Below are 22087 nucleotides of genomic sequence, written 5' to 3' on the forward strand. Positions count from 1 at the left end.
CTCAGCCGATCGGCCGCACCGGACCGCTCACCGACGCGGTCGCCAGCGGCAGCCACAGCAGCCGTCGCCGGTCGACAGGGCCCGGCAGGTCGACGTCCGGTGACGGGCCGAAACCGAAGCGCGAGAAATAGGGCGAATCCCCGACCAGCAGCACGCCCGACGCCCCCGAGGCCCGGGCATGATCGACACAGGCGGCGACCAGATCGCCCCCCAGGCCGGCGCGACGGCTGCCCGCCTCGACGGCAATCGGCCCCAGGAACAGGGCCGCTGTCTCGCCGATACGGATCGGCCACAGCCGCACCGCGCCGATGATCCGGTTGTCCTCGCGGGCAACGAACCCGGCCTCCGCCACGGTCTGTTCGCGCAGCCGTTCAGCCGTCTTGGCGAACCGGCCCGGGCCGAAGGCCGCCAGCACCACGGCCTCGACCGCCGCGGCGTCGGCGGCGGTTTCGGCGTCGATGCGCACGGTCGGATCAAGGGCGGCGGAATGGGTCATGGGCGGGCGCTGATAGGGCCGTGGCCCGACCAGATCAACCGGCTTTGGAGAAATCCGGGGCCCGCTTCTGGCTGAAGGCCATGAAGGCCTCCATCGCCTCGGGGCTGCGCATCTGGCTTCCGAAGGCTTCACCCTCGCGCTGCATCAGGGCCCACAGATGTTCGGCGTCGCGCATCAACTGCTTGGTCTTGCGGATCGAATTGGGCGCGCGCAGCGCCAGCTTGGCGGCCAGATCCTGCGCGGTGGCCTCGACCTGGTCCGCGGGAACGGCCCGGTTGGCCAGGCCCCAGGCCAGGGCGGTGCGCCCATCGATAGCCTCGCCGAGGGCGAACATTTCGAAGGCTCGTTGATGGCCGATCAGCGCCGGCAGCAACAGCGATGACGCCGCCTCCGGGGCCAGGGCCAGGTTGATGAACGGAGCCGACAACAGGGCGTCCTCGGCCACCACCACCATGTCGCAATGCAGCAGCAGGGTCAGGCCGATACCGACCGCGCGACCGCGCACCGCCGCCACCGCCGGCTTGTCCAGATCGGCCAGCGCCTTCAGAAAACGAAACACCGGCATGTCGGCAGCCTGCGCGCCCTGCGAGCCCAGGGCGATGAAGTCGGCGATGTCATTGCCGGCCGAGAAACTGTCGCCCTCGCCCCGGAACTGCAGCACCCGTACCGTGTCGTCGGTCCGCGCCCGCTCGGTCGCCTCGGCCAGGGCCGAATACATCGCCTGGGTGATGGCGTTCTTCTTGCCGGGCCGGGCCAGGGTGATGGTCAGGATGCCGCCGTCGAGGGTGGTCAGGATATGATCGGTCACGTCAGGTCTCGCTGCTTGAGGTCGTTGTCCACCAGTCCACGCCATCGGCGTCCCGGGCAACCTGTGCCCGGCCATGACGAACCAGATAGTTCAGATGCGCCAGGCTTTCGCCGGTCGCCATGCCCAGCAGACTGTCGTCGATGGAGCGGGCGAACAGGGCGGAAAACACGTCCACGGCGCGGCAGGGCGTCGCCAGGGTCCGCGACAGTCGCGTCAGCCCGGTCTCGTGGCCACGGATCAGGGCATCCAGCCGGGTCTGAACCCCGGTAAAGGGTTCGCCATGCGACGGCAGAACCAGCGTCGTTTCAGGAAAGACCGTCTTCATCCGCTGCAGCGACGCCAGCCAGTCCCCCAGCGGATCGGCGGCCGGCTCGGTCGGCCAGACGGCAACGATCGACGAGATGCGCGGCAGGATCTGGTCCCCGCCCAGCAGCACATCGTCGGCCTCCCGCCACAGACAGGCGTGTTCCGGGCTGTGCCCCTCACCGATCACCACCCGCCAGGCCCCGTCGCCGATGGTCAGGACCTCGCCCTCGACCATACGGGTAAAGGCCGTCGGCAGCGGGCGCACCCCCTTGCCGAAACCACCGAAATGCTTGCGGTAGCCGGCGATCTGATCGGCGTTCCAGCCGGCGGCACGATAGAAGGTCGCACCGTCTTCAGGGGCGGGCTGGCCGGTGTCGGCGATCAACATCCGCGCCATCACATATTCCAGCCGCGTCATCAGCAGCGGGACCGCGAACCGCTCGCACAGCCAGCCGGCCAGGCCGATATGGTCCGGATGCATGTGGGTGCAGATCACCCGCCTGACCGGTCGTCCGCCCAGCGGCCCGGCCAGGGCGGCCTCCCAGGCGGCGATCGAAGCCGGCGTGTTCAGCCCGGTATCCACCAGGGTCCAACCCTCGCCGTCCTCCAGCGCATAGACGTTGATGTGGTTCAGCGACATCGGCAGCGGCAGGCGCAGCCACAGGACCCCGGGGGCCACGGTGACGGCCTCGCCGACTCCGGGCGGAGTCGGGAAGGGATAGGTCAGGCCCCGGTTGCCGCCCGGTGACTGCCGCTCGTCCGGGAGGACCACGCCGTCCGCCAATGAAAGTCTCCTTTGAAAACGGTGACACCATGCCTCGCCCGGCCCACGGGGTCCATAGCCGTCCGCCCCGGGCCCGCCACCACGGCCCCGGGAGCGTGTCTGGCGGGCCGGACTGGCCCCGCCCCCGGTCATCCCGCGTTCATCGCGGGACCACAGACTGGTCATCTCCCTGCCTTGACCGCGCCGCCCCCGGACGCCAAGGCTGCGGGTCTACACGTTTCTTCGAGGAGTATCCGGTGTCCAAGATTCCTTTCATCGCCGTTATCGGGGGCGTGTTCGCCCTGTCACTGGCGACGGTCCCGCCGGCAGCCGCCCAGTCGGCCGGGGACCAGGCGACTGACCCCACCTTCCAGCCGGAAGCTCCCGCCGAAGACAATTCCCGCCGTCGCCTCGGCCGTCACGAGCGTCCGCGCGCCGCGCCGCGCCCGACCCAGCCGGCCGCGCCGAAACCGGAAGAACTGGTCGCCAGCGCCCAGGTCATCGCCACCTCGGCCGGCGTCGCCTGCCAGGTCACCGAGGCCTCCGAACTCGGTCTGACCGCCGCCCAGGAAGCCGCCTATGAGGCCGCCTGCGCCACCGGCCCGGGCTATATCCTGATCGCCTCGACCCCGCCCCAGGCCATCGACTGCGTGCTGCTGTCCGGCCAGGCCGACATCGTCCGTGCCGCCGATCCCGCCGCTGACGTCGGTCAGCAATGCGTTCTGCCGGCCAACCAGAATGTCGTCGCCGTCGTCCAGGCCTATGCCACCGAGGCCGGCCTCGACTGCACGGTCGACCAGGCCTCGGCCATCGGCAAGACCGACGACGATCACCTGTTGTATGAGGTCGGCTGCCAGAGCCAGGACGGCTACTGGCTCGAGAAGACCCCGACCGGCTGGACCACCACCGCCTGCTGGGAGCTGCTCGGTCGCCGCACCACCTGCCGCTTCACCTCGGCCGAAACCTCCTACGGGGCCTGGAAGGCCGTTCTGGCCGGCACCCCCGCCGCCGCCTGTGACGTCCGCCAGACCCGGGTGATGGGCAAGGATTCCGCCGGCCTGACCATCTATGAAATCAAATGCGCGTCCGGCGACGGCTACCTGGCCCGCGTCAGCGCCGACCGTCACGCCCAGCGCATTCACACCTGCGCCGAGGCCGTCAACATCGGCGGTGGCTGCCAGATCGGCGTGGCCCCGGCCGCGACGACCGAGGACGCCCCTGCGGCTGCGGCCCCGACCACGTAAAAAGTACGACCCGGGCCGGTCCGGCAGGCGCACGTGCCTTGCCGGACCGGCCGACGCCGCCTAGCGTCCCGGCCATGCGCATCGCCACCTGGAACGTCAATTCCGTCAACGCCCGCCTGCCCACCGTGCTGGAATGGCTCGAGGCGGCCAAACCCGACGTCGCCTGCCTGCAGGAAATCAAATGCGTCGACGAGAAATTCCCGCGCGAGGCCTTTGAAAGCCTCGGCTACAACGTCGAGACCCACGGGCAGAAATCCTACAACGGCGTCGCCCTGCTCTCGAAATATCCGCTGTCCGACATCCGCCGTGGCCTGCCCGGTGATGATCGTGACGAACAGGCTCGCTATATCGAAGCGCTCGTCGAATCGCCCCGTCCCGTGCGCGTCGGGGCCATCTACCTGCCCAACGGTAATCCGCTTGGCACGGAGAAATTCACCTACAAACTGGCCTGGTTCGCCCGGCTCCAGGCCCATGCCCGCGAGCTGCTGAAGCTCGAGGAATCCCTGGCCCTCTGCGGCGACTACAACGTCATCCCCACGCCCGCGGATGCCCGCAACCCCGAGGCCTGGACCGATGACGCCCTGTTCCAGCCCGAGAGTCGCGCCGCCCTGCGCGCGCTGAAATTCCTCGGCCTGTCCGACGCCCACGATCTGGGCAACGAGCCGGCCGGCACCTACAGCTTCTGGGACTACCAGGCCGGGGCCTGGCAGCGCGACCACGGCATCCGCATCGATTTTGCCCTGCTGTCGCCCCAGGCCGCCGACCGCTTCCGCGGCATCGAGACCCATCGCGAGGCCCGCGACATGGACAAGCCCAGCGACCACGTCCCGGTAGTGGTCGAGCTGGAGGACTGAGCCGTGGCCGATACGCTCCGGATCATCCTGCTGCTCGCCCTGGCCACGGCGGCCCTGACCACCGGCGTCCTGGCCCTGGCCTGGTGGATGGAGCCAGGCCGCCGCCTCGCCCGGGCCCTGCTCAAATCGCTCGGAGTCGTGCCCGAGGCCGAGGCCCTGTCGCCCGGCGAGGGCCGCGCCGCCGGCCTGGATTTCGACGGGGCCCAGATCGCTGTGCTGTGGAATCGCGGGGCCGATGGCCTGGTCTATGGTTTCGAGGAGATCGAGGGCGGCGAGGTCATCGTCGACGGCCATGTCGTGGCCCGTATCCGCCGCGGCGAAGTGCGCAAGACGCTGGACGTGATGGCCCCCGATGCCGAGACCGTTGTGCTGCGCCTGCTGTTTTCCGACGCCCGCAACCCCGAGTTCGAACTGTCGCTGTGGAACGCCACCCTGGCGGTCCAGACCGGCTCCCCGGCCGAGGCCATGCGGCTGGGCCGGCGCTGGCTGTCGCATCTGGATGCCCTGCTGAAGGCCTGATCGGACACACGGCCCTTCCGGTCCGGACGCCGGGGCGCTAGAACCCCGCATCCCGTTCGTCCCGAGTTCCTGAGGAGCCCGCCGTGGCCCGCCTTTTCGACGCCTACATCATCGCTGACTGGACCGCCGCCGAGGGCAAGAAACTGGGCGATCAGTCGATCTGGATCGGCGTGACCAAGCGCGACGTGCGCTTCCGCCTGTACAGCGAGACCCACAATGCCGCGACCCGGGCCGAGGGCGAGAAACTGCTCGCCTCCCTGCTGGCCGACCACCGCAAGCGCGGCGACCGGGTCCTGGTCGGGTTCGACTTCAACCTGGGCTTTCCGACCGGCACGGCCGAACGGCTGAAACTGACCGGCACGCCGTGGGCGGCGATGTGGAAATTCCTCGCGGCCAACGTCGTCGACAAGGCCGACAATACCAACAACCGCTATCAGGTGGCGGCCAAGATCAACCGGCTGATGACCGACCAGCCCTGGCCGATGTGGGGTGCCCCCGCCTCCCAGGCCCAGCGCTGGCTGACCACGACCAAGCCGCCCGTGGGGGCCTCGACCGACATCCCCGAACACCGCGCCACCGAGATCGCCGCCCGTCGCGGCAAGCTGCAGCCCAAGGCCGTCTGGCAGATGCACGGGGCCGGGGCCGTCGGCGGCCTGACCCTGGTCGGCATCCCGATGGTGCGCCGCCTCGTTGAGGCCCTCGGCACCGCCGCCGCTGTCTGGCCGTTCGGCACCGGCTGGCGCGAACTGACCGCCGAGGACGTCGAGCCCCTGTCGACCCTGGTGGTCGAGGTCTGGCCGGCCCTGTTCGAGGCCACGCCCGTCGCCGGTGAGTTCAAGGAACAGGTCCAGGTCCGCACCGCCGCCGAGGCCTTCGCCAAAATGGACGACAAGGGCGACCTCGCCCGCGCCTTCGCCCCGCCCAAGGGCACCGATGAGGCCACGATCGCCCGGGTCGAGAGCGAAGAAGGCTGGATCCTGGGGGCCTAGCCGCCATTCAAATCCGCTCATCCCCGCGCAGGCGGGGACCCAGTCCCCTAACCGATCAGCACCTTGGCCGCCGCTCTTGCCTCGTCGGTGATCGTCGCCCCGGCCAGCATGCGGGCGATCTCCTCCTGCCGGGCGCTCTCGTCCAGCGTGTCGACCGTGGCCGTCGTCACCCCGTCGGCGTCGGCCTTGCGCACCTTCCAGTGGGCGTGGCCGCGCGCCGCCACCTGCGGACTGTGGGTGACCACCAGCACCTGGGCCCCGGTCGACAGCCGTTTCAGCCGCTGACCCACGGCCTCGGCCACGGCCCCGCCGACGCCCTGGTCGACCTCATCGAAGATCATCACCGGCTGGCGCTGGTCGGCGCGGCTGGCCAGGGCCGCCTTCATGGCCAGGGCGAAACGCGCCAGCTCCCCGCCCGAGGCAATGGCGTCCAGCGGCCCGAACGGCGTCCCGGCATTGGTGGCAATCTGGAAGCGCACGGTCTCGACGCCCAGCGGTCCGCGGCGGCCCTCGGCCACCGGCTCGAAATCGACGCGGAACCGGGCCCGGTCCAGCTTCAGCGGCCCCAGTTCGCCCATCACCGCCGCCGACAGCCGCTCGCCCGCCGCCTCGCGCGCCGAACTCAGGAAGGCGGCGGCCACGTCATAGGCCTCGCGCGCCAGGCTGGTGGCCCGCTCCGCCTCGGTCAGGGCCTCGGCCCCGTCCTCGATCAGCCGCAGCTGGTCGCGGAACCGGCCGCGCAGCACCGGCAACATCTCGACACTGGTGTTCAGCTTGCGGGCCGCGGCGCGCAGGGCGAACAGCCGCTCCTCGGCCTTGTCCAGACGGCCGGGCTCGAAATCAAAGGCGGCGGCGGCCGCATCGACCTCGGCGATGGCCTCGACCGCCTCGACCAGGGTCCGGTCGATGGCCTCGGCCGCGGCCAGCAGCCGGGCGATGACCGGGTGATCCTCCTCGGCCCCGGCCTGCAGGGCCCGCTGGCGCGCATGTTCGACCGCACGCAGGGCTGACGACAGCTTCTGGCTCAGCTTGTCCCCGCCCAGGGCGGTGCGGGCATCCGACAGATCGGCCAGCGCCTTCTCCGCGGCGCCCAGGATGGCCCGCTCCCCGGCCAGTTCGGTCTCCTCGTCGGCGCGGGGGTCCAGCGCATCCAGATCGGCCAGGTTCAGGGCCAGATCCTCGGCCTGGGCCGCGGCCTCGGCGGCGGCGGCGCGCAGGTCGGCCAGCCGGGTGGTCGCCACCTTCAGCGTCTCGGCCGCCCGCGCCACATCGGCCAGCTGCGGAGCCAGGCCGCCATAGGTGTCCAGCAGGGTGCGGTGGGTCTTCCAGTCCAGCAGGCCGACGGTCTCGTGCTGGCCGTGCACCTCGACCAGGGCCTGGCCGATCTCGCGCAGGGCCGTGACCCCGGCGGGCTGGTCATTGATGAAGGCGCGGCTGCGGCCGTCCACCGACAGGATGCGACGCAGGATCAGATCCTCACCGGCCGCCACCTCGAAGCCGCGCTCGGCGATCAGGGCGATCAGCTCGGGATCATCGGGGGCCGAGAATACGGCCGTGGCCACGGCCTGTTTGGCCCCGTCGCGGACCAGTCCGGCGTCGCCGCGCCCGCCCAGGGCCAGACCCAGGGCGTCGAGGATGATCGACTTGCCGGCCCCGGTCTCGCCGGTCAGCACGGTCAGTCCCTCATCGACCTCGAGATGAAGGCTGTCGATCAGGACGATGTCGCGAATGGTCAGGGCGGTCAGCATGGCGCTTTGATTCGTGGCTTTCCCCATACTAGCCACGAAAGCCGGCGTCCGGGCGCGTCAAGACGCGCACCGGACTGCGGGACCACCGTCGGTCAGTGTCAGCCCGGGATGATCCGGCGCAGCCAGCTTTCGCGCTGCCCCTCGGGGGCCACCTCGGGGCGTTTGCCCTGTTCGGTCAGCAGGGCATAGGCCTCGGCATACCAGGGGCTGCCCGGATAGTTGAAGCCCAGCACGGCCCCGTTGCGCACGGCCTCGTCCTTCAGGCCGATGCTCAGATAGACCTCGACCAGACGGTAGAGGGCCTCGGGCGTGTGCGAGGTGCGCTGGAAGGCTTCGTTGTCGATCACCGTCTTGTAGCGGTTGATCGCGGCCAGCGGCTGGCTGCCGCGCTGGTAATAGCGACCGATCGCCATTTCCTTGCCGGCCAGCTGGTCGTTGACCATGTCGATCTTGACCGTCGCATCGATGGCATAGGGGGTGCCGGGATAGCGGCGGGCCACGTCACGAAGACCCAGCAGCGCCTGTTCGGCATAGCCCTGGTCCCGGCCGACGTCGGTGATCTGCTCGAAATTGCTGATCGCCTTCATATAGAAGGCATAGGCGGCCGACGGATTGCCCGGGAACAGCTGGATGAACCGGTCCGCTGCGGCGATCGCCTCGGCGTAATTGTTGTTCTGATAATAGGCGTAGATCTGCATCAGGATCGCGCGGCGCGACCATTCCGAATACGGATGCTGGCGCTCGACCTCCTGGAAATAGTCGATCGCATCGCCCCAGCGTTCGCGCTGCAGGCGCTCGTAGCCGGTATTGTAGAGCGCCTCGACCGGCCGCTCCTCATAGGCAAGCCGGGGACGTTTGGCCGTGCCCGAGCAGGCACTGATGGCCAGAACCGACAGGGCGACGGTCGCGATGGTCAGACCGGTACGGAACTTCGAAGAAGGCAAAGGCGACCCCATGACATGCCGACACCGGCGCGGCCCATACGGCCGTCCCGGTATACAGCGAGACCTCTACACCAGCCTGTGGACCGCGCCAATGCGAACGCAAATTGAAGATATTGCGTCACAGTGCCTTGAAGCAGGCCCGTCCCCTGATAAGAAGCGCGCTTGAAAACGCCAATCGATCTGGCGGTTCGATGACGGCAAAAGGATGACCGGTGATGAAGCTGCTCGCAGGCAATTCGAACCGGACCCTGTCCCTGGCGATAGCCGCCCACCTCGACATGCCCCTGACCAAGGCCCAGGTGAAACGCTTCGCCGACAATGAGGTCTTCGCCGTCATCGAGGAAAACGTCCGCGGCGAGGACGTCTTCGTCATCCAGTCGACCAGCTATCCCGCCAACGACAATCTGATGGAACTGCTGATCATCACCGACGCTCTGGTCCGGGCCTCGGCCAAGCGGATCACGGCCGTCATGCCCTATTTCGGCTACGCCCGGCAGGACCGGAAGACCGGCGGACGCACCCCGATCTCGGCCAAGCTGGTCGCCAATCTGATCACCCGCGCCGGGGCCGACCGGGTGCTGACGATGGATCTCCACGCCGGACAGATCCAGGGCTTCTTCGACATCCCCACCGACAACCTGCTGGCCACCCCGGTGCTGGCCCGCGACATTCGCGAACACTACCCCCGCAGCGACGAGCTGATGATCGTCTCGCCCGACGTCGGCGGCGTGGTGCGGGCCCGCTCCCTGGCCAAACGCCTCGACGCCGATCTGGCCATCGTCGACAAACGCCGCTCCAAGGCGGGCGAGAGCGAGGTGATGAACATCATCGGTGATGTCGAGGGCCGCCGCTGTATCCTGTTCGACGACATCGTCGATTCCGGCGGCACCCTGGTCAATGCGGCCCAGGCCCTGATGGATCGCGGCGCGGAGTCCGTCTCGGCCTATATCAGCCACGGCGTCCTGTCTGGACCGGCGGTCCAGCGCGTCAGCGACGGGCCGCTGAAGGAGCTGGTCATCACCGACTCCATCGAACAACCCCACGAAGTTTTGACCTGCGACAAGATCCGCAACGTCTCCGTGGCACCACTGATCGGCGAGGCCATCCGGCGCATCGCCAACGAAGAATCGGTATCCAAACTGTTCGATTAACGGTCGGAAAACCCCTCCGACCGCGTTATATAGGCCAACAGAATGCCGGTTCCCGCCGGCGTCGCGCTTTCACGTGGGGTTTCATGCCTATGTTCCAGACCTCTGTGCGTTCCGGTCTGTCGATCGCGGCCGTCGCCGCAACCGTCCTTCTTGCCAGCTGCGCCACGCCCGAGCCCGAGCCCGTCGCACCGCCGCCACCGCCGCCGCCGCCCGCTGTGACCCTGAACGAGGGTGTGGCCGAGGCCGCCTCCATCTATGTGACTTTCATCCGCGAGGTCGGATCGATCCAGGCCGGCTTCCCCGATGCGGAATCCATCCAGGCCGCCATCCGCCGCGGCGCTGCCTATGAGCCAGCCCAGCTGTCGCGCGGCATGATCGCCTACGGCTCGATCCTGGCGCTGCAGTCGCCCGAGTTCGTCGCCGGCGTCCGCACCTTCGGCGTCGACCCTGCCCAGCGCCAGGGGATGATCGAACGGATCATCGCCAATCCGGCCTATGCCGCCACCCTGCCGGGGGCCGATGCCGCCGCCGGCCTGATCGTCGAGGTGATCGGCAAGGACTCCGCCGCCCTGATGACCATCGCCAATGCGGTCGAGGAAGACGCCTATACCATCCAGGGACGCGGCGACCCCCGCCGTCGCTGGGCCTCGATCCACATCCAGCGCCGCGAGGACCGGCTCGAGAGCGCCAAGAGCCTGTCCGCCGTGCAGATGCTGCCGTCGGCCGATGAGGCCGCCCGCCTGTTCGCGGCGGCCAATACGGGCTCCGGCCTGTCGCTGACGGCCGCCGAGGCCGGACCGCCCTATACGCCGGCCGTGGTCAACTCCCTGGCCATCGCCGCCCTCGCCGCCCTCGGGGCCGGCGGTGACGACGCCCGCGCCAATACCGAGGCCCTGGTCGTCGAATCGAACAGCGAATTCTGCCTGAACATGTCCAAGCTGATGCTGTTCCAGTGTCTGGCGGCCTCGCGCCCCAGCTATGAGGACATCTTCTGCGTCGGCCGGCACATCATGCGGGACCTCGCCACCTGCACGGCCAGCAACATCACGCCGATCCCACCGGTCACCCCGGTGCCCGACACTGCTGTCGCCGGGGCCGGTGGGATTTCATCCCCGGTGGCGGCCGGTGCCGCAGCCGCATCGATCAGCGCGGTTCAGACCGCGTCCCGCTAGTTTTCATCGCCGTGCACCGCCCGTAAGCGACACTGTCGCGCACGGGCGGTTGCGTAGCTGCCCATGAGCGTGTAATGACCCGCGCTCTTGAATTCGAGGGTCCAAGACCCCGCCGCGCGGGCCTGCCCAGCGGCGTTTGTGTTATTGAGGCGAGCCAGATGGCCGAGATCATCCTGAACGTCGACGTCCGTGCTGGCGTTGGCACCGGTGGCGCCCGCGCCGTGCGTCGTACCGGCGCTGTACCGGGAATCCTGTACGGCGGCGACAAGGCCCCCGTGTCCATTTCGGTGAACGAGAAGGACTTCCGCAAGTCCCTCTACACCGGCAAGCTGCTGGGCCACCTCGTCACGCTGAAGTACGGCGACGAGAGCCAGTCGGTCATCGCCAAGGCGGTGCAGTTCCATCCGGTCTCGGATCGGCCCCTGCATTTCGACCTGATGCGCGTCGACATGAAGCAGATCATCAAGATCGAAGTGCCGGTGCATTTCATCAACCAGGATCAGTGCGAAGCCTTCCGTCAGGGTGGCTCGCTGGAGATCGTCCGTCACACGGTCGAGGTCTCCGTCCGCGCCGACCACATTCCGGAAGACCTGACGGTCGACCTGTCCAAGCACAAGCTGGGCGACTCGATCCGCATTTCGGACATCAAACTGCCCAAGGGTGTCGAGCCTTCGATCGGTGACCGCGACTTCATGATCGCCGCGATCAAGGTCTCCTCGGCTGCCATGTCCGAAGCCGCCGATCAGGTCGCCGACGCCGAAGCCGAAGTCGAGGCCACCGAGGTTCCGGCCACCGCCCAGGGCGACGACGTTGCTGCCGAAGGCGACAAGTCGGAAGACTGATCGTCCCGCGATTGACTGTTCTGAAGCGGCCCATTCCCTTACCGGAGTGGGCCGTTTCGGTTTCCGGAGCTGAGCGATGATCATCCTGGCCGGGCTCGGCAATCCGGGTCCCAAATACAAGAACAACCGCCACAACATCGGCTTCATGGCCGTCGACGCCATCGCCCGGCGCTGGAGGTTTGGACCCGAGCGGGCCAAATTCCAGTCGGTCGTCAGCGAAGGCGAGATCGATACCCCCGCCGGTCCGGTCCGGGCCCTGCTGATGAAGCCCCAGACCTTCATGAACGAGAGTGGCCGGGCCGTCGGCGAGGCCGCCCGCTTCTACAAGGTCCCCCCGGCACAGATCATCGTCTTCCATGACGAGATCGACCTGGCCCCGGGCCGGTTCCGCATGAAGACCGGGGGCGGTGCCGCCGGCCAGAACGGCGTCCGCTCCCTGATCAGCCACCTCGGCCCCGACTTCCGCCGCGCCCGGCTCGGCATCGGCCACCCCGGCGAGAGCCATCTGGTCATGCCCCATGTGCTGGGGGATTTTCACAAGGCCGAACAGCCGTGGCTGGAGGCCCTGCTCAACGCCGTGGCCGACGCCCTGCCCTTCGCTGCCGCCGGTGATGACGAACGCTACCAGGGCGAGGTCCTGCGTCTGGCCCCCGCCCCGAAATTCAGCCCGCGCCAGGCGGCCCGCGACGTCTGAGCCCACCGTCGGCCGTGACAAGAAAACACCCGCCGGGGCATCGTCCTTATCGCCGCCATCGTCTAGGTTCAGGGTGAGTTGAATCTGATGTCCGCCCCTGCGCCTGCACGGGGTCCGGATCGTAGGTCGGGGCCCGTCAGCGGCACCGGAAGGAGTCTTTTCACGATGCGTATTCTGATTGCCGCCCTTGCCCTGCTCGGTCTCGCTGCCTGCCAGCCCGCCGAGCCCGGGGCCTCCAAGACCACCGTCGATACGGACGGCACACGCAATGTCATCACCGCCACCGCCGCCTGGTGCCGGCCCAGCCCGAACGGGGCCCAGACCGGGGCCTGTTATCTGACGCTCAAATCCTCGACCGGCGATCGCCTGACCGGCGTTGCCACCCCGGTCTCGACCGCCGCCCAGATCCACACCATGACCATGGAAGACGGCATCATGCGGATGGGTGAAATGGCCGGTGGCCTGCCCTTGCCTGCCGACAAGGCGGTCACCCTGGCCCCCGGCGGTGAACACCTGATGCTGGTCGGCCTGACCGCACCGCTGGTCGCGGGCCAGACCGTGCCCCTGACGCTCGGTTTCGAGAAATCGCCGGCCATGACCGTCCAGGCCGAGGTTCGCCAACCCGAACCCGACCCGGCCGCCGCGACCGCCCCCGCCAAGAAACACTGACCCTCGCTGAAGCGCGAACCTGACAAACGGACCGCGACCGGCTAAAGGCTCGCGCTCACGAGGAATACCATGGCTCTTAAAGTCGCGATCGTTGGACTGCCGAATGTCGGCAAGTCCACCCTGTTCAATGCCCTGACCAAGACGGCGGCGGCCCAGGCCGCCAACTATCCGTTCTGCACCATCGAGCCGAACACCGGCGACGTGGCGGTCCCGGAACCGCGCCTGCAGGCCCTGGCCGAGATCTCCGGGTCCAAGGAGATCATCCCCTCGCGGATCACCTTCGTCGACATCGCCGGCCTCGTGCGCGGCGCGTCCAAGGGCGAGGGTCTGGGCAACCAGTTCCTGGCCAATATCCGCGACTGCGACGCCGTGGCCTTCGTCGCCCGCTGTTTCATCGATGACGACATCACCCACGTCGAGGACCGGATCGATCCGGTCAGCGACCTCGAGATCATCGAGACCGAACTGATGCTGGCCGACCTCGAAAGCCTCGAGAAGCGGGTCGGCAATGTCGAGAAGAAGGCCAAGGGCGGCGACAAGGACGCCCAGCAGACCCTGCGCCTGATCAACCTCGCCCTCGAGCCCCTGCGCGCCGGCAAGCCGGCCCGGACGGCCAAGGTCGACAAGGAGGACGAGAAGGCCTGGCACATGCTGCAGCTGCTGACCGCCCTGCCCGCCCTCTATGTCTCCAACGTCGACGAGGCCTCGGCCGACAAGGGCAACGACCTGTCCGACCTGGTCGCCAAACGCGCCGCCGAGGACAATGCCAATGCCGTGGTCATCTCGGCCAAGATCGATTCCGAACTGGCCGTCCTCGACGAGGCCGAACAGAAGGAATTCCTCGAGGGCCTGGGCCTGGCCGAGCCGGGCCTGAACCGCCTGATCCGCGAGGCCTACAGCCTGCTGGGCCTGCAGTCCTATTTCACCGTCGGCCCCAAGGAAGCCCGCGCCTGGACCATCCCGGTCGGTGCCACCGCCCCCCAGGCCGCCGGCGTGATCCACACGGATTTCGAAAAGGGCTTCATCCGCGCCGAAACCATCGCCTTCGACGACTTCGTCTCCCTGAAGGGCGAGGCCAAGGCCCGCGAGGCCGGCAAGCTGCGCGCCGAGGGCAAGACCTATGTGGTCAAGGACGGCGACGTCCTGAACTTCCTGTTCAGCAGCTGACACTCCGGTTGCACCGCACAATGAGCGCTTGACGACCTCGTCCTTCGTGGTCCAGCTTGGTGTCACTCATCAAGACCGACCGAGGGATAGGCCCTTTGACGTCGGGGCAACCTGTCCGGATCCACCTGATCCGGACGAAGGTGCCAACTCCTGCGGGGCTTTTCGGAGCCACGAGAGATGAGTGAAGGTCCCCGGCCCCATCAGGGCTGTGTCTTCACGGGTTTTCTCAGCCGTTCGGGTCGCGATGAGCGGGACCTGTGACGACCATGACCACCACCGCACCTGCACGTTTTGAAACCCTGGCCCTGCATGCCGGCTATGCGCCGGACCCGACCACCCGGGCGGTCGCCGTGCCCATCTACCAGACCACCAGCTACGCCTTCGACGACACCCAGCACGGGGCCGACCTGTTCGACCTCAAGGTGGCGGGCAACATCTACACCCGCATCATGAACCCGACCTCGGACGTGCTGGAGCAACGTCTGGCGGCGCTCGAGGGCGGGGTCGCGGCCCTGACGGTGGCCTCGGGCATGGCGGCCATCACCTATGCGATCCTGACCATCGCCGAGGCCGGCGACAATATCATCGCCACCGGGGCCCTGTACGGCGGCACCTACAACCTGTTCGCCCACACCCTGCCCCAGTACGGCATCGAGGTGCGCTTCATCGACGCCGACGATTTCGCGGCGGTGGCGGCCAACACCGATGCCCGGACCAAGGCGGTCTTCTGCGAGTCGATCGGCAATCCGCTGGGCAATGTCGTGGACTTCGCCGCCCTGGCCGGGGCCGCCCATGCCCAGGGCCTGCCGCTGATCGTCGACAACACCGTGCCGACGCCCTACCTGACCCGCCCCATCGAACACGGGGCCGACATCGTCGTCCACGCCCTGACCAAATACATCGGCGGCCACGGCACCAGTATCGGCGGGGCCATCGTCGATGGCGGCACCTTCCCCTGGGCCGAGCACAGGGCACGCTTCCGTCGCCTGAACGAACCGGAAGTCGCCTATCACGGCGTCGTCTATACCGAGGCCTTCGGTCCCGCCGCCTTCATCGGCCGGGCGCGGACGGTCCTGCTCAGGAACACCGGCGCGGCCATCTCGCCGTTCAACAGCTTCCTGATCCTGCAGGGGCTGGAGACCCTGGGACTGCGCATGGATCGCCACGTCGAGAACGCCACCGCCGTCGCCAAATGGCTGAAGGCCCACCCGAAGGTCGACTGGGTCAACTATGCCGGACTGGCCGACCACCCCGGCCACGCCCTGGTGCAGAAATATTTCGGCGGCAAGGCCTCGGGCCTGCTGACCTTCGGCGTCAGGGGCGGGCGCGAGGCCGGGGCGCGGTTCCAGGACGCGGTCAAGCTGTTCACCCGGCTGGTCAACATCGGCGACGCCAAGTCGCTGGTCTGCCATCCGGCCTCGACCACCCACCGCCAGCTGTCGCCGGACGAGCTGAAGAAGGCCGGCGTGACCGACGACACGGTGCGCCTGTCGGTCGGGATCGAACATATCGACGACCTGATCGCCGATCTGGATCAGGCCCTGGCCGCGGTCTGAGGCCTGGACCGGGGACCAGCCGGCGGATCAGCCACACCGGCTGGTCCGCAGGCCGCGCGGTGCCCCCTCAGGCCGCCGCGACCGCCTCGATCTCGACCATCCAGCCCGCCTCGAACAGGCCGGTAACGATCACCGTCAGGGCCGGCTGACGCCCGTCCAGCCATTTCAGACGCACCGCGCGGTTCTCCAGCGCATGGCGGCGGTCGGCCAGGAAGGTGGTGACCTTGACCAGATTGTCCATCGTCATGCCCGCCGCGGTCAGCTGGGTCTCGACATTGGCCCAGACCTGATCGCACTGGCCGCGGAAATCCGCCGCCAGCCTGCCGTCCGGCGCAACCGGGATCTGTCCGGACAGGAACAGCCAGCGGGTCGCCCCGCTCACCTCGACCGCCTGCGGATACGATCCCTCGACCGGCGGCGAGCCGTCGCCGGTCAGGGCGCGCAGGCTCAGGCTCACTGACGGGCCGCCGCGCTTTCGGCGCGAATGGCCCCAAACTCGGAGTCGGGCTTCCAGCCGGGCCAGTCCTCGCTGTTCGCGAGATCCAGACCCAGATGGTACAGCAGGGTCAGGTTCTCGACCGCCGAGGTCAGGTCCCAGTCCGCCGACCATTCGTCCGAGGCCCGGTGATAGTCGGCACCGAATTTGGCCTTCCACGCGGCCTCGCCCGCCTCACGTCCGCCCTCGACCCAGTCCCAGCCGTGCCAGGGCATGATCGCCGGCACGCCCATGCGCGCGAACGGGAAATGGTCCGACCGGTAATAGAAATTCTGCTCCGGCATATGGTCGTCGCTGACATAGCGCCCTTCGGCCGCGGCCAGCAGCTCCAGCCGGTCCTCCAGCTCGTTCTGCCCCTTGCCGAAGATCGGCACGTCCCGGGTCGACCCGCTCAGCGGCAGCATGTCGATATTGATGTCCGCCACCGTCGTCGCCAGCGGCCAGACCGGATCGGCGGCATAGGCATAGGCCCCCAGCAGCCCCATCTCCTCGGCCGCCATATGGGCGAAGACGATCGAGCGCTTCGGCCGTGGCGCGGCGCTCAGCTGACGCGCCATCTCCAGCACGCCGATGGTGCCCGAGGCATTGTCCCAGGCCCCGTTCCAGATCTGATCGCCGGTGACGCCCGGGTGCTGGTCCGCCCCGCCGACATGATCCCAGTGGGCCGAATAGACGATGGTTTCGTCCGGGTGCTCGGTACCGGGAATCCGGGCCAGCAGATTGTGCGTCACCAGGGTGTCGATGGTCTCGGCGACGTCGATCGACAGGGTCACGCCCTGCAGGGACACGGCCTTGAAAGCCCCGCCGGTAACCTCGAGCGCCCCGATGTCGACGCCCGCCGCCGCGCCCCAGGCCGCTGCCGTCTCCGGCAGGGTCGTGGCGGAGAACTCCAGGTCCGCCGCGCCCGGCGTCGCGGTGCGTTTGCGGGCACTGCCGCGCAGGGTGCGCTGCCAGGCCTGTGAGTTCACATCCCCCTGGGCCAGGGTGACCACACCCACGGCCCCGCGCCGGAAGGCCTCGTCCGCCTTGTATTCGTCGGACTGATAGTTGGTGGCATACGCCCCGTTGAACAGGGCCCCCTCGGGCTCGCCGGCGATGACAATGACGACCTTGCCGCGCACATCCGCATTGCCATAGTCGTCCCACTGACGTTCGGGCGCGAAAATCCCGTAGCCGACGAACATCAGGCCCGCCTCCCGGATCACGGCCCGGCCGTCATTGGTGTCCGCGCGCAGGATGATGTCGGTGCCCGGCGTCAGGACGTGGGACTGACCGTCCGGACCGGTCCAGCTGGCCGAGGCCCCGGCGACGGGCGTGTAGCGCTTCAGCTCGATGTGCTGCAGCCACTGGCCGTCCGGTCCCCCGGGCTCCATCCCCATGGCCTCATACTGGGCCTGCAGCCACGACAGAACCATCCGCTCACCCTCGGTGCCCGGATAGCGGCCCTGGTAGGCGTCGGCGCTGATGGTGCGGATACCCTCGCTGAGCGTGGCCGCGGAAAAGTCCTGGGCCAGCCCGGGAGTGGCGGCGACCAGCAAGGCGAGGGCGGCGACGCCTCCCAACATCCGACGAAACATGCAGAACTCCATCCCCGACGGCCATGCCGGCCCGGGTCATATCTTGACGGCAGCCTCTAGCGACCGCCCGTTAAGTTTTGGTCATCCGGGGCAAAGACTTCAGCGGCGGGCGGACGCGCTCGCGGCCCGGGCCGGTCCGAACTCGGATCCGGGCTTCCACGCCGGCCAGTCCCGGCTGTTGGCGAGGGCGCGACCGGCCTCGTACATGACCTCGAGGTCCTCGATCTGACCGCGCAGGTCCCAGTCCGCCGACCATTCATCATCGGCCTGGTGATAGCGGCGCGCGCCATAGTCATCGCGGGCGGTGTTGCGGGCCTCGAACGGCGCATCACGGAACGCGCCACTGCCGTGCGAATAGGCCATCGGCACGCCGCGCTTGGCCAGGGGGAAGTGATCGGAACGGAAATAGGACCCCGCGGCCGGATTGGTGTCCGGCGCGACCGTCCGTCCCTGGGCCACGGCCAGCGCGCCCAGCCGTTCGTCCAGATCCGACTGGCCATAGCCGATGATGCCCAGTGCGCTGACGCGACCGTAGACATTCATCGCATCCATGTTGAAGCCGGCCACCGTCGTCGCCAGCGGCCAGACCGGATTGGCGGCATAGAATTCCGAGCCCAGCAGACCGCTCTCCTCGGCGGTGAAGCTGATCATCACGATCGAGCGTTCGGGACGGGGACCCGCGCCCCACAACCGCGCCATTTCCAGCAGACCGGCGGTACCGGTCGCATTATCGACAGCCCCGTTGAAGATGGCGTCGCCGTTGGCGTCGGGCGTGCCCACACCGATATGGTCCCAGTGGCCGGTGAAGAGGATGGTCTCGTCCGGATGGGTCGTGCCCGGCAGCCGGGCGATGACATTGCGGGTGGTGACGCGACTGGTCGCCACGTCAAAGCTGCCGTTGAAGCGCGCGCCGGTCAGCACCACCGGCTGGAAGTCGCGACGACGGGCCTGGGCCTTCAGGGTCTCGAAATCCAGCCCCGCGCGCCGGAACAGGTCCACCGCCACATCCCGCTGCACCCAGGCCTCCATCCCCGTGCGTTCCGCAGCCGCATTGGCGCGGACGATGTCGAACTGCGGGCCGGACCAGCTGTTCTGCACCGTAGTCCAGCCATAGGAGGCGGGGGCCGTCTCGTGCACGATGATCAGCCCGGCGGCCCCCTGACGGGCGGCCTCCTCGTATTTGTAGGTCCAGCGGCCGTAATAGGTCATGGCCCGGCCGTTGAAGGTGTTCAGCGCCGGCTCCTCGAAATCGGCGTCATTGACCAGGGCGACCAGCACCTTGCCGCGCAGGTCCATGCCCTTGAAGTCGTCCCAGTCCCGCTCAGGGGCCGAGATGCCGTAGCCGACGAACACCAGCGGCGCATCGGCGATGGCCACATGGTCGCCCGGCAGGCGGGTGGAGATGGTGATCTGCTGGCCCTGGTTCAGGGCGATCGTCTCGCCGCCAACCTTGAAGTCGGCATGGATGTTGGAGGCGGTGAAGCGGTTCAGCGACACGTCCTGGGTCCAGGCCCCGCCCGGTCCGCCCGGCACGAAACCTGCCGCCGCATATTGTTCGCTCAGATAGCGGACCACCATGTCTTCGGCCGGGGTGGCGATGCCGCGCCCCATGAAGCTGTCGTCGGACAGGATCCGGACATGCTCCGACAGCCGGGCGGCGTCGAAGGCCGCGGGGGCAGGACCGGTGGGGGCGGCGACGGTGGCGCAGGCGGCCAGAACGGCCCCCGCGGCAAGAACGGCGACAGACGTAGCAAGGCGCATGAACGGAGACCCTCAGCCTTTGAACAGAGTGCGGACCCTAGGGCACCGTCCGGGGGCTGTCGATGCGACGAAGCGGGCACGAAAAACCCGCCGGCGCGAACGCCGGCGGGTCATGTCGTCCGCAGCCGGAACGGTCGGTGGCTAGTGGGCCACGCCCTTCCAGATCCGGCGGTAGCTCAGATAGGTCAGACCGGCGAACAGGAACAGGAAGATCATCACGCCGAAACCGGCCTGTTTCCGCTCGGTCGCCCGCGGGTCCGAGGCCCAGGCGATGAAGGCACTGACGTCCTTGGCATACTGGTCCACGGTCTGGGCGGTACCGTCGTCATAGGTCACCTGACCGTCGGCCAGCGGCGGCGGCATGGCGATGAAACCCCCGGCCGGCGCATGGCCCTCGCCCGTCCAGAACGGAGTCATGTCACCCGTCATATAGGGGTTGTAGTACTGGCCCGGACGGATCTGCAGGCCGGCCGGAGCCGCCTGATAGCCGGACAGCAGCGAATACATGTAGTTCGCGCCGTCGTGACGGGCCTTGGCCATCACCGACAGGTCGGGCGGAGCCGCGCCGCCGTTGCCCGCGGCCGCGGCCGTGGCGTTCGGATAGGGCGACGGGAACCGGTCGGCCGGGGTGGCGTCGCGCATGATCGCCTCGCCGGTCTCCGTATCGATGTCCGGAACCTGGACTTCGGCCGCCAGCGCCTTGACGAAGCGGTTCTCGGCCGGGTTGGCTGCGTGCGAATCGTAGAACGGACCGCCCGCTTCACCCAGATTGCGGAAATGCATCAGGTCCATGCTGTGGCAGGCGGCGCAGACCTCGCGATAGACCTTGTAGCCGCGCTGCAGCTGGCCCTGATCGAAGGTGCCGAACGGCCCCTCGAAACTGAACCCGGCCGAGCGCGGATGCTTGGCCCCGCCCGCGGCCAGGGCCGGGGCGGCGACGGCCGTCATGCCGAGGACAGCGACGAGGGTGATCAGGGTCTTGCGCATGGTGAAGGCGTTCTTCTTGAGGATCGTCATCGCGCTCAGCCTTTCTGCCCGGCGTCGGAAGCCGGCGGCAGCACCGGCTCCGAGATCGACAGCGGGATCGACAGCGGCGTCTCCTTCAGGCCCACCAGAGGCATGATGATCAGGAAGAAGGCGAAGTAATAGGCGGTCAGCAGGCGGGCCAGCCACAGGAAGCTGTTCAGCTGACCATCGCCGACGGTGAAGCTGGGCATGCCCGGGATCACCTCGGCGTCCGGCAGCTTGCCACCGCACCAGCCCAGCAGGACACCGACCACCAGGAAGATCAGGAAGAAGATCTTCATGGTCGGCCGGTAGCGCATCGAACGGACCTTGGACGTATCCAGCCACGGCAGGATGAACAGCACGCCGATCGCGCCGAACATCGCCACCACGCCGCCGAACTTGTCCGGGATCGCCCGCAGGATCGCGTAGAAGGGCAGCATGTACCACTCGGGCACGATATGCGCCGGGGTCTGCAGGGCATTGGCCGGGATATAGTTGTCGGCGTGACCCAGGGCGTTAGGCATGAAGAAGACGAACAGGGCGAACAGTATCAGGAACAGGATGATGGCGAAGCCGTCCTTGACCGTGAAATACGGGTGGAACGGCAGGGTGTCCTTGGCCTGGCGATCCTTGGGGATCAGGATCCCGACCGGATTGTTCTGACCCGCGACGTGCAGGGCCCACAGGTGCAGCACGACCACGCCCGCGATCACGAACGGCAGCAGATAGTGCAGCGAGAAGAAGCGGTTCAGCGTCGCATTGTCGATGGCCGGACCACCGCGCAGCCAGATCAGGACGGGCTCACCGATCAGCGGGATGGCCCCGATCAGGTTGGTGATGACCTCGGCCCCCCAGAAGGACATCTGGCCCCAGGGCAGGACGTAGCCGAGGAAGGCCGTGGCGATCATCAGGAAGAAGATCACGCAGCCCAGGATCCAGATCATCTCGCGCGGGGCCTTGTACGACCCGTAATAGAGTCCGCGCAGCATGTGCAGATAGACCGCGATGAAGAACATCGAGGCCCCGTTGGCGTGGACGGATCGAATGAGCCAGCCACCGTTGACGTCCCGCATGATCCGCTCGACCGAGGCGAAGGCCAGGTCGACGTTCGGCACATAGTGCATGGCCAGGACGATACCGGTGGCGATCTGGATCACCAGGCACAGGGCCAGAATGCCGCCAAAGGTCCACCAGTAGGTCAGGTTCCTGGGGGTCGGCAGCGACATGTAGTCGGCACCGAAGCGGATGATCGGCAGACGCGTGTCGAGCCATTTCTCGACGCCGGTCTTGGGGACGTAGGTGGATTCGTGGTCGCTCATTGGG

General features: G+C 68.1%; 21 protein-coding genes and 1 riboswitch. Of the genes, 11 read left to right on the top strand and 10 right to left on the bottom strand.

Annotated features, from left to right (window positions below; genetic code table 11):
- Position 1 precedes the first annotated feature (1 nt).
- The 3 genes from PSV00_RS11395 to PSV00_RS11405 are packed head-to-tail and all read right to left on the bottom strand — an operon-like array spanning position 2 to position 2394.
- Positions 2-496 carry an N-acetyltransferase gene (locus PSV00_RS11395; protein WP_300447227.1) on the bottom strand — a complete coding sequence of 165 codons (495 nt, stop codon included), beginning with the start codon at positions 494-496 and terminating at the stop codon, positions 2-4.
- A gap of 34 nt (positions 497-530) precedes the next feature.
- Complete coding sequence (locus tag PSV00_RS11400) at positions 531-1304, bottom strand: enoyl-CoA hydratase (protein WP_300447229.1); 774 nt, start codon at positions 1302-1304, stop codon at positions 531-533.
- A gap of 1 nt (position 1305) precedes the next feature.
- Entirely contained in the window at positions 1306-2394 is a 1089-nt protein-coding gene (locus PSV00_RS11405) for an MBL fold metallo-hydrolase (protein ID WP_300447231.1), read from the bottom strand.
- A 236-nt stretch (positions 2395-2630) separates the two neighbouring features.
- On the opposite strand from PSV00_RS11405, the gene PSV00_RS11410 reads away from it, so the two are divergent.
- From PSV00_RS11410 to PSV00_RS11425, 4 genes are all read left to right on the top strand, one after another.
- On the top strand, positions 2631-3617 hold the full coding sequence (locus PSV00_RS11410) for a hypothetical protein (RefSeq protein WP_300447233.1): 987 nt from the start codon (positions 2631-2633) through the stop codon (positions 3615-3617).
- A gap of 74 nt (positions 3618-3691) precedes the next feature.
- A complete protein-coding gene (gene xth, locus PSV00_RS11415; RefSeq protein WP_300447236.1) occupies positions 3692-4471 on the top strand; it encodes an exodeoxyribonuclease III in 780 nt (259 codons plus the stop codon).
- Between the two features lie 3 nt (positions 4472-4474).
- Positions 4475-4990 carry a hypothetical protein gene (locus PSV00_RS11420; RefSeq protein WP_300447239.1) on the top strand — a complete coding sequence of 172 codons (516 nt, stop codon included), beginning with the start codon at positions 4475-4477 and terminating at the stop codon, positions 4988-4990.
- A gap of 83 nt (positions 4991-5073) precedes the next feature.
- Positions 5074-5979 (top strand): cobalamin biosynthesis protein CbiG, encoded by a 906-nt coding sequence (locus PSV00_RS11425; RefSeq protein ID WP_300447241.1) that lies wholly within the window; start codon positions 5074-5076, stop codon positions 5977-5979.
- A 47-nt stretch (positions 5980-6026) separates the two neighbouring features.
- Here the strand turns inward: PSV00_RS11425 and recN are convergent, their stop codons facing one another.
- A complete protein-coding gene (recN, locus tag PSV00_RS11430; RefSeq protein WP_300447243.1) occupies positions 6027-7727 on the bottom strand; it encodes a DNA repair protein RecN in 1701 nt (566 codons plus the stop codon).
- Between the two features lie 98 nt (positions 7728-7825).
- On the bottom strand, positions 7826-8683 hold the full coding sequence (locus tag PSV00_RS11435) for an outer membrane protein assembly factor BamD (protein WP_300447244.1): 858 nt from the start codon (positions 8681-8683) through the stop codon (positions 7826-7828).
- 203 nt (positions 8684-8886) lie between these two features.
- On the opposite strand from PSV00_RS11435, the gene PSV00_RS11440 reads away from it, so the two are divergent.
- The 7 genes from PSV00_RS11440 to PSV00_RS11470 all read left to right on the top strand — a co-directional run bounded on the left by PSV00_RS11440 (position 8887) and on the right by PSV00_RS11470 (position 15922).
- Positions 8887-9822 (top strand): ribose-phosphate pyrophosphokinase, encoded by a 936-nt coding sequence (locus tag PSV00_RS11440; protein ID WP_300447246.1) that lies wholly within the window; start codon positions 8887-8889, stop codon positions 9820-9822.
- An 89-nt stretch (positions 9823-9911) separates the two neighbouring features.
- Positions 9912-10994, top strand: coding sequence for a hypothetical protein (locus PSV00_RS11445; protein ID WP_300447248.1), 1083 nt, complete (start codon positions 9912-9914; stop codon positions 10992-10994).
- A 158-nt stretch (positions 10995-11152) separates the two neighbouring features.
- Positions 11153-11836, top strand: a complete 684-nt coding sequence (locus PSV00_RS11450) for a 50S ribosomal protein L25/general stress protein Ctc (protein WP_300447250.1) — start codon at positions 11153-11155, stop codon at positions 11834-11836.
- Between the two features lie 76 nt (positions 11837-11912).
- Entirely contained in the window at positions 11913-12530 is a 618-nt protein-coding gene (gene pth, locus PSV00_RS11455) for an aminoacyl-tRNA hydrolase (RefSeq protein ID WP_300447252.1), read from the top strand.
- Between the two features lie 165 nt (positions 12531-12695).
- On the top strand, positions 12696-13199 hold the full coding sequence (locus tag PSV00_RS11460; RefSeq protein ID WP_300447255.1) for a copper chaperone PCu(A)C: 504 nt from the start codon (positions 12696-12698) through the stop codon (positions 13197-13199).
- Positions 13200-13268: 69 nt separating this feature from the next.
- Entirely contained in the window at positions 13269-14366 is a 1098-nt protein-coding gene (gene ychF / locus PSV00_RS11465) for a redox-regulated ATPase YchF (protein WP_300447258.1), read from the top strand.
- Between the two features lie 63 nt (positions 14367-14429).
- Positions 14430-14550: riboswitch (SAM riboswitch) on the top strand.
- Between the two features lie 82 nt (positions 14551-14632).
- Positions 14633-15922 carry an aminotransferase class I/II-fold pyridoxal phosphate-dependent enzyme gene (locus tag PSV00_RS11470; protein WP_300447260.1) on the top strand — a complete coding sequence of 430 codons (1290 nt, stop codon included), beginning with the start codon at positions 14633-14635 and terminating at the stop codon, positions 15920-15922.
- Between the two features lie 67 nt (positions 15923-15989).
- On the opposite strand, the gene PSV00_RS11475 is transcribed toward PSV00_RS11470, so the two are convergent.
- The 5 genes from PSV00_RS11475 to PSV00_RS11495 form a co-directional block, all read right to left on the bottom strand.
- Positions 15990-16379 carry a RidA family protein gene (locus PSV00_RS11475; protein WP_300447263.1) on the bottom strand — a complete coding sequence of 130 codons (390 nt, stop codon included), beginning with the start codon at positions 16377-16379 and terminating at the stop codon, positions 15990-15992.
- Positions 16376-17995: a M28 family peptidase gene (locus PSV00_RS11480; protein WP_300447266.1), complete on the bottom strand. Its 1620-nt coding sequence runs from the start codon at positions 17993-17995 to the stop codon at positions 16376-16378. The genes PSV00_RS11475 and PSV00_RS11480 overlap by 4 nt, the downstream gene beginning before the upstream one ends.
- Before the next feature lie 99 nt (positions 17996-18094).
- Positions 18095-19756: a M28 family metallopeptidase gene (locus tag PSV00_RS11485; protein ID WP_300447269.1), complete on the bottom strand. Its 1662-nt coding sequence runs from the start codon at positions 19754-19756 to the stop codon at positions 18095-18097.
- 141 nt (positions 19757-19897) lie between these two features.
- Positions 19898-20773 (bottom strand): cytochrome c1, encoded by an 876-nt coding sequence (locus tag PSV00_RS11490; protein WP_300447272.1) that lies wholly within the window; start codon positions 20771-20773, stop codon positions 19898-19900.
- A 5-nt stretch (positions 20774-20778) separates the two neighbouring features.
- Entirely contained in the window at positions 20779-22083 is a 1305-nt protein-coding gene (locus PSV00_RS11495) for a cytochrome b/b6 (RefSeq protein WP_300447275.1), read from the bottom strand.
- Positions 22084-22087 lie beyond the last annotated feature (4 nt).

Origin of the sequence: Brevundimonas sp., from assembly GCF_029945885.1 — a bacterium.
Lineage (GTDB): Bacteria > Pseudomonadota > Alphaproteobacteria > Caulobacterales > Caulobacteraceae > Brevundimonas.

Bases quoted from the DNA above. Each gene is read 5' to 3' on its own strand.
- PSV00_RS11395 (WP_300447227.1), bottom strand. From the start codon at position 496: ATGACCCATTCCGCCGCCCTTGATCCGACCGTGCGCATCGACGCCGAA.
- xth (WP_300447236.1), top strand. From the start codon at position 3,692: ATGCGCATCGCCACCTGGAACGTCAATTCCGTCAACGCCCGCCTGCCC.
- ychF (WP_300447258.1), top strand. From the start codon at position 13,269: ATGGCTCTTAAAGTCGCGATCGTTGGACTGCCGAATGTCGGCAAGTCC.
- PSV00_RS11450 (WP_300447250.1), top strand. From the start codon at position 11,153: ATGGCCGAGATCATCCTGAACGTCGACGTCCGTGCTGGCGTTGGCACC.
- recN (WP_300447243.1), bottom strand. From the start codon at position 7,727: ATGCTGACCGCCCTGACCATTCGCGACATCGTCCTGATCGACAGCCTT.
- PSV00_RS11485 (WP_300447269.1), bottom strand. From the start codon at position 19,756: ATGCGCCTTGCTACGTCTGTCGCCGTTCTTGCCGCGGGGGCCGTTCTG.
- PSV00_RS11470 (WP_300447260.1), top strand. From the start codon at position 14,633: ATGACCACCACCGCACCTGCACGTTTTGAAACCCTGGCCCTGCATGCC.
- PSV00_RS11445 (WP_300447248.1), top strand. From the start codon at position 9,912: ATGTTCCAGACCTCTGTGCGTTCCGGTCTGTCGATCGCGGCCGTCGCC.
- PSV00_RS11435 (WP_300447244.1), bottom strand. From the start codon at position 8,683: ATGGGGTCGCCTTTGCCTTCTTCGAAGTTCCGTACCGGTCTGACCATC.
- PSV00_RS11460 (WP_300447255.1), top strand. From the start codon at position 12,696: ATGCGTATTCTGATTGCCGCCCTTGCCCTGCTCGGTCTCGCTGCCTGC.
- PSV00_RS11480 (WP_300447266.1), bottom strand. From the start codon at position 17,995: ATGTTTCGTCGGATGTTGGGAGGCGTCGCCGCCCTCGCCTTGCTGGTC.
- PSV00_RS11490 (WP_300447272.1), bottom strand. From the start codon at position 20,773: ATGACGATCCTCAAGAAGAACGCCTTCACCATGCGCAAGACCCTGATC.
- pth (WP_300447252.1), top strand. From the start codon at position 11,913: ATGATCATCCTGGCCGGGCTCGGCAATCCGGGTCCCAAATACAAGAAC.
- PSV00_RS11495 (WP_300447275.1), bottom strand. From the start codon at position 22,083: ATGAGCGACCACGAATCCACCTACGTCCCCAAGACCGGCGTCGAGAAA.
- PSV00_RS11440 (WP_300447246.1), top strand. From the start codon at position 8,887: ATGAAGCTGCTCGCAGGCAATTCGAACCGGACCCTGTCCCTGGCGATA.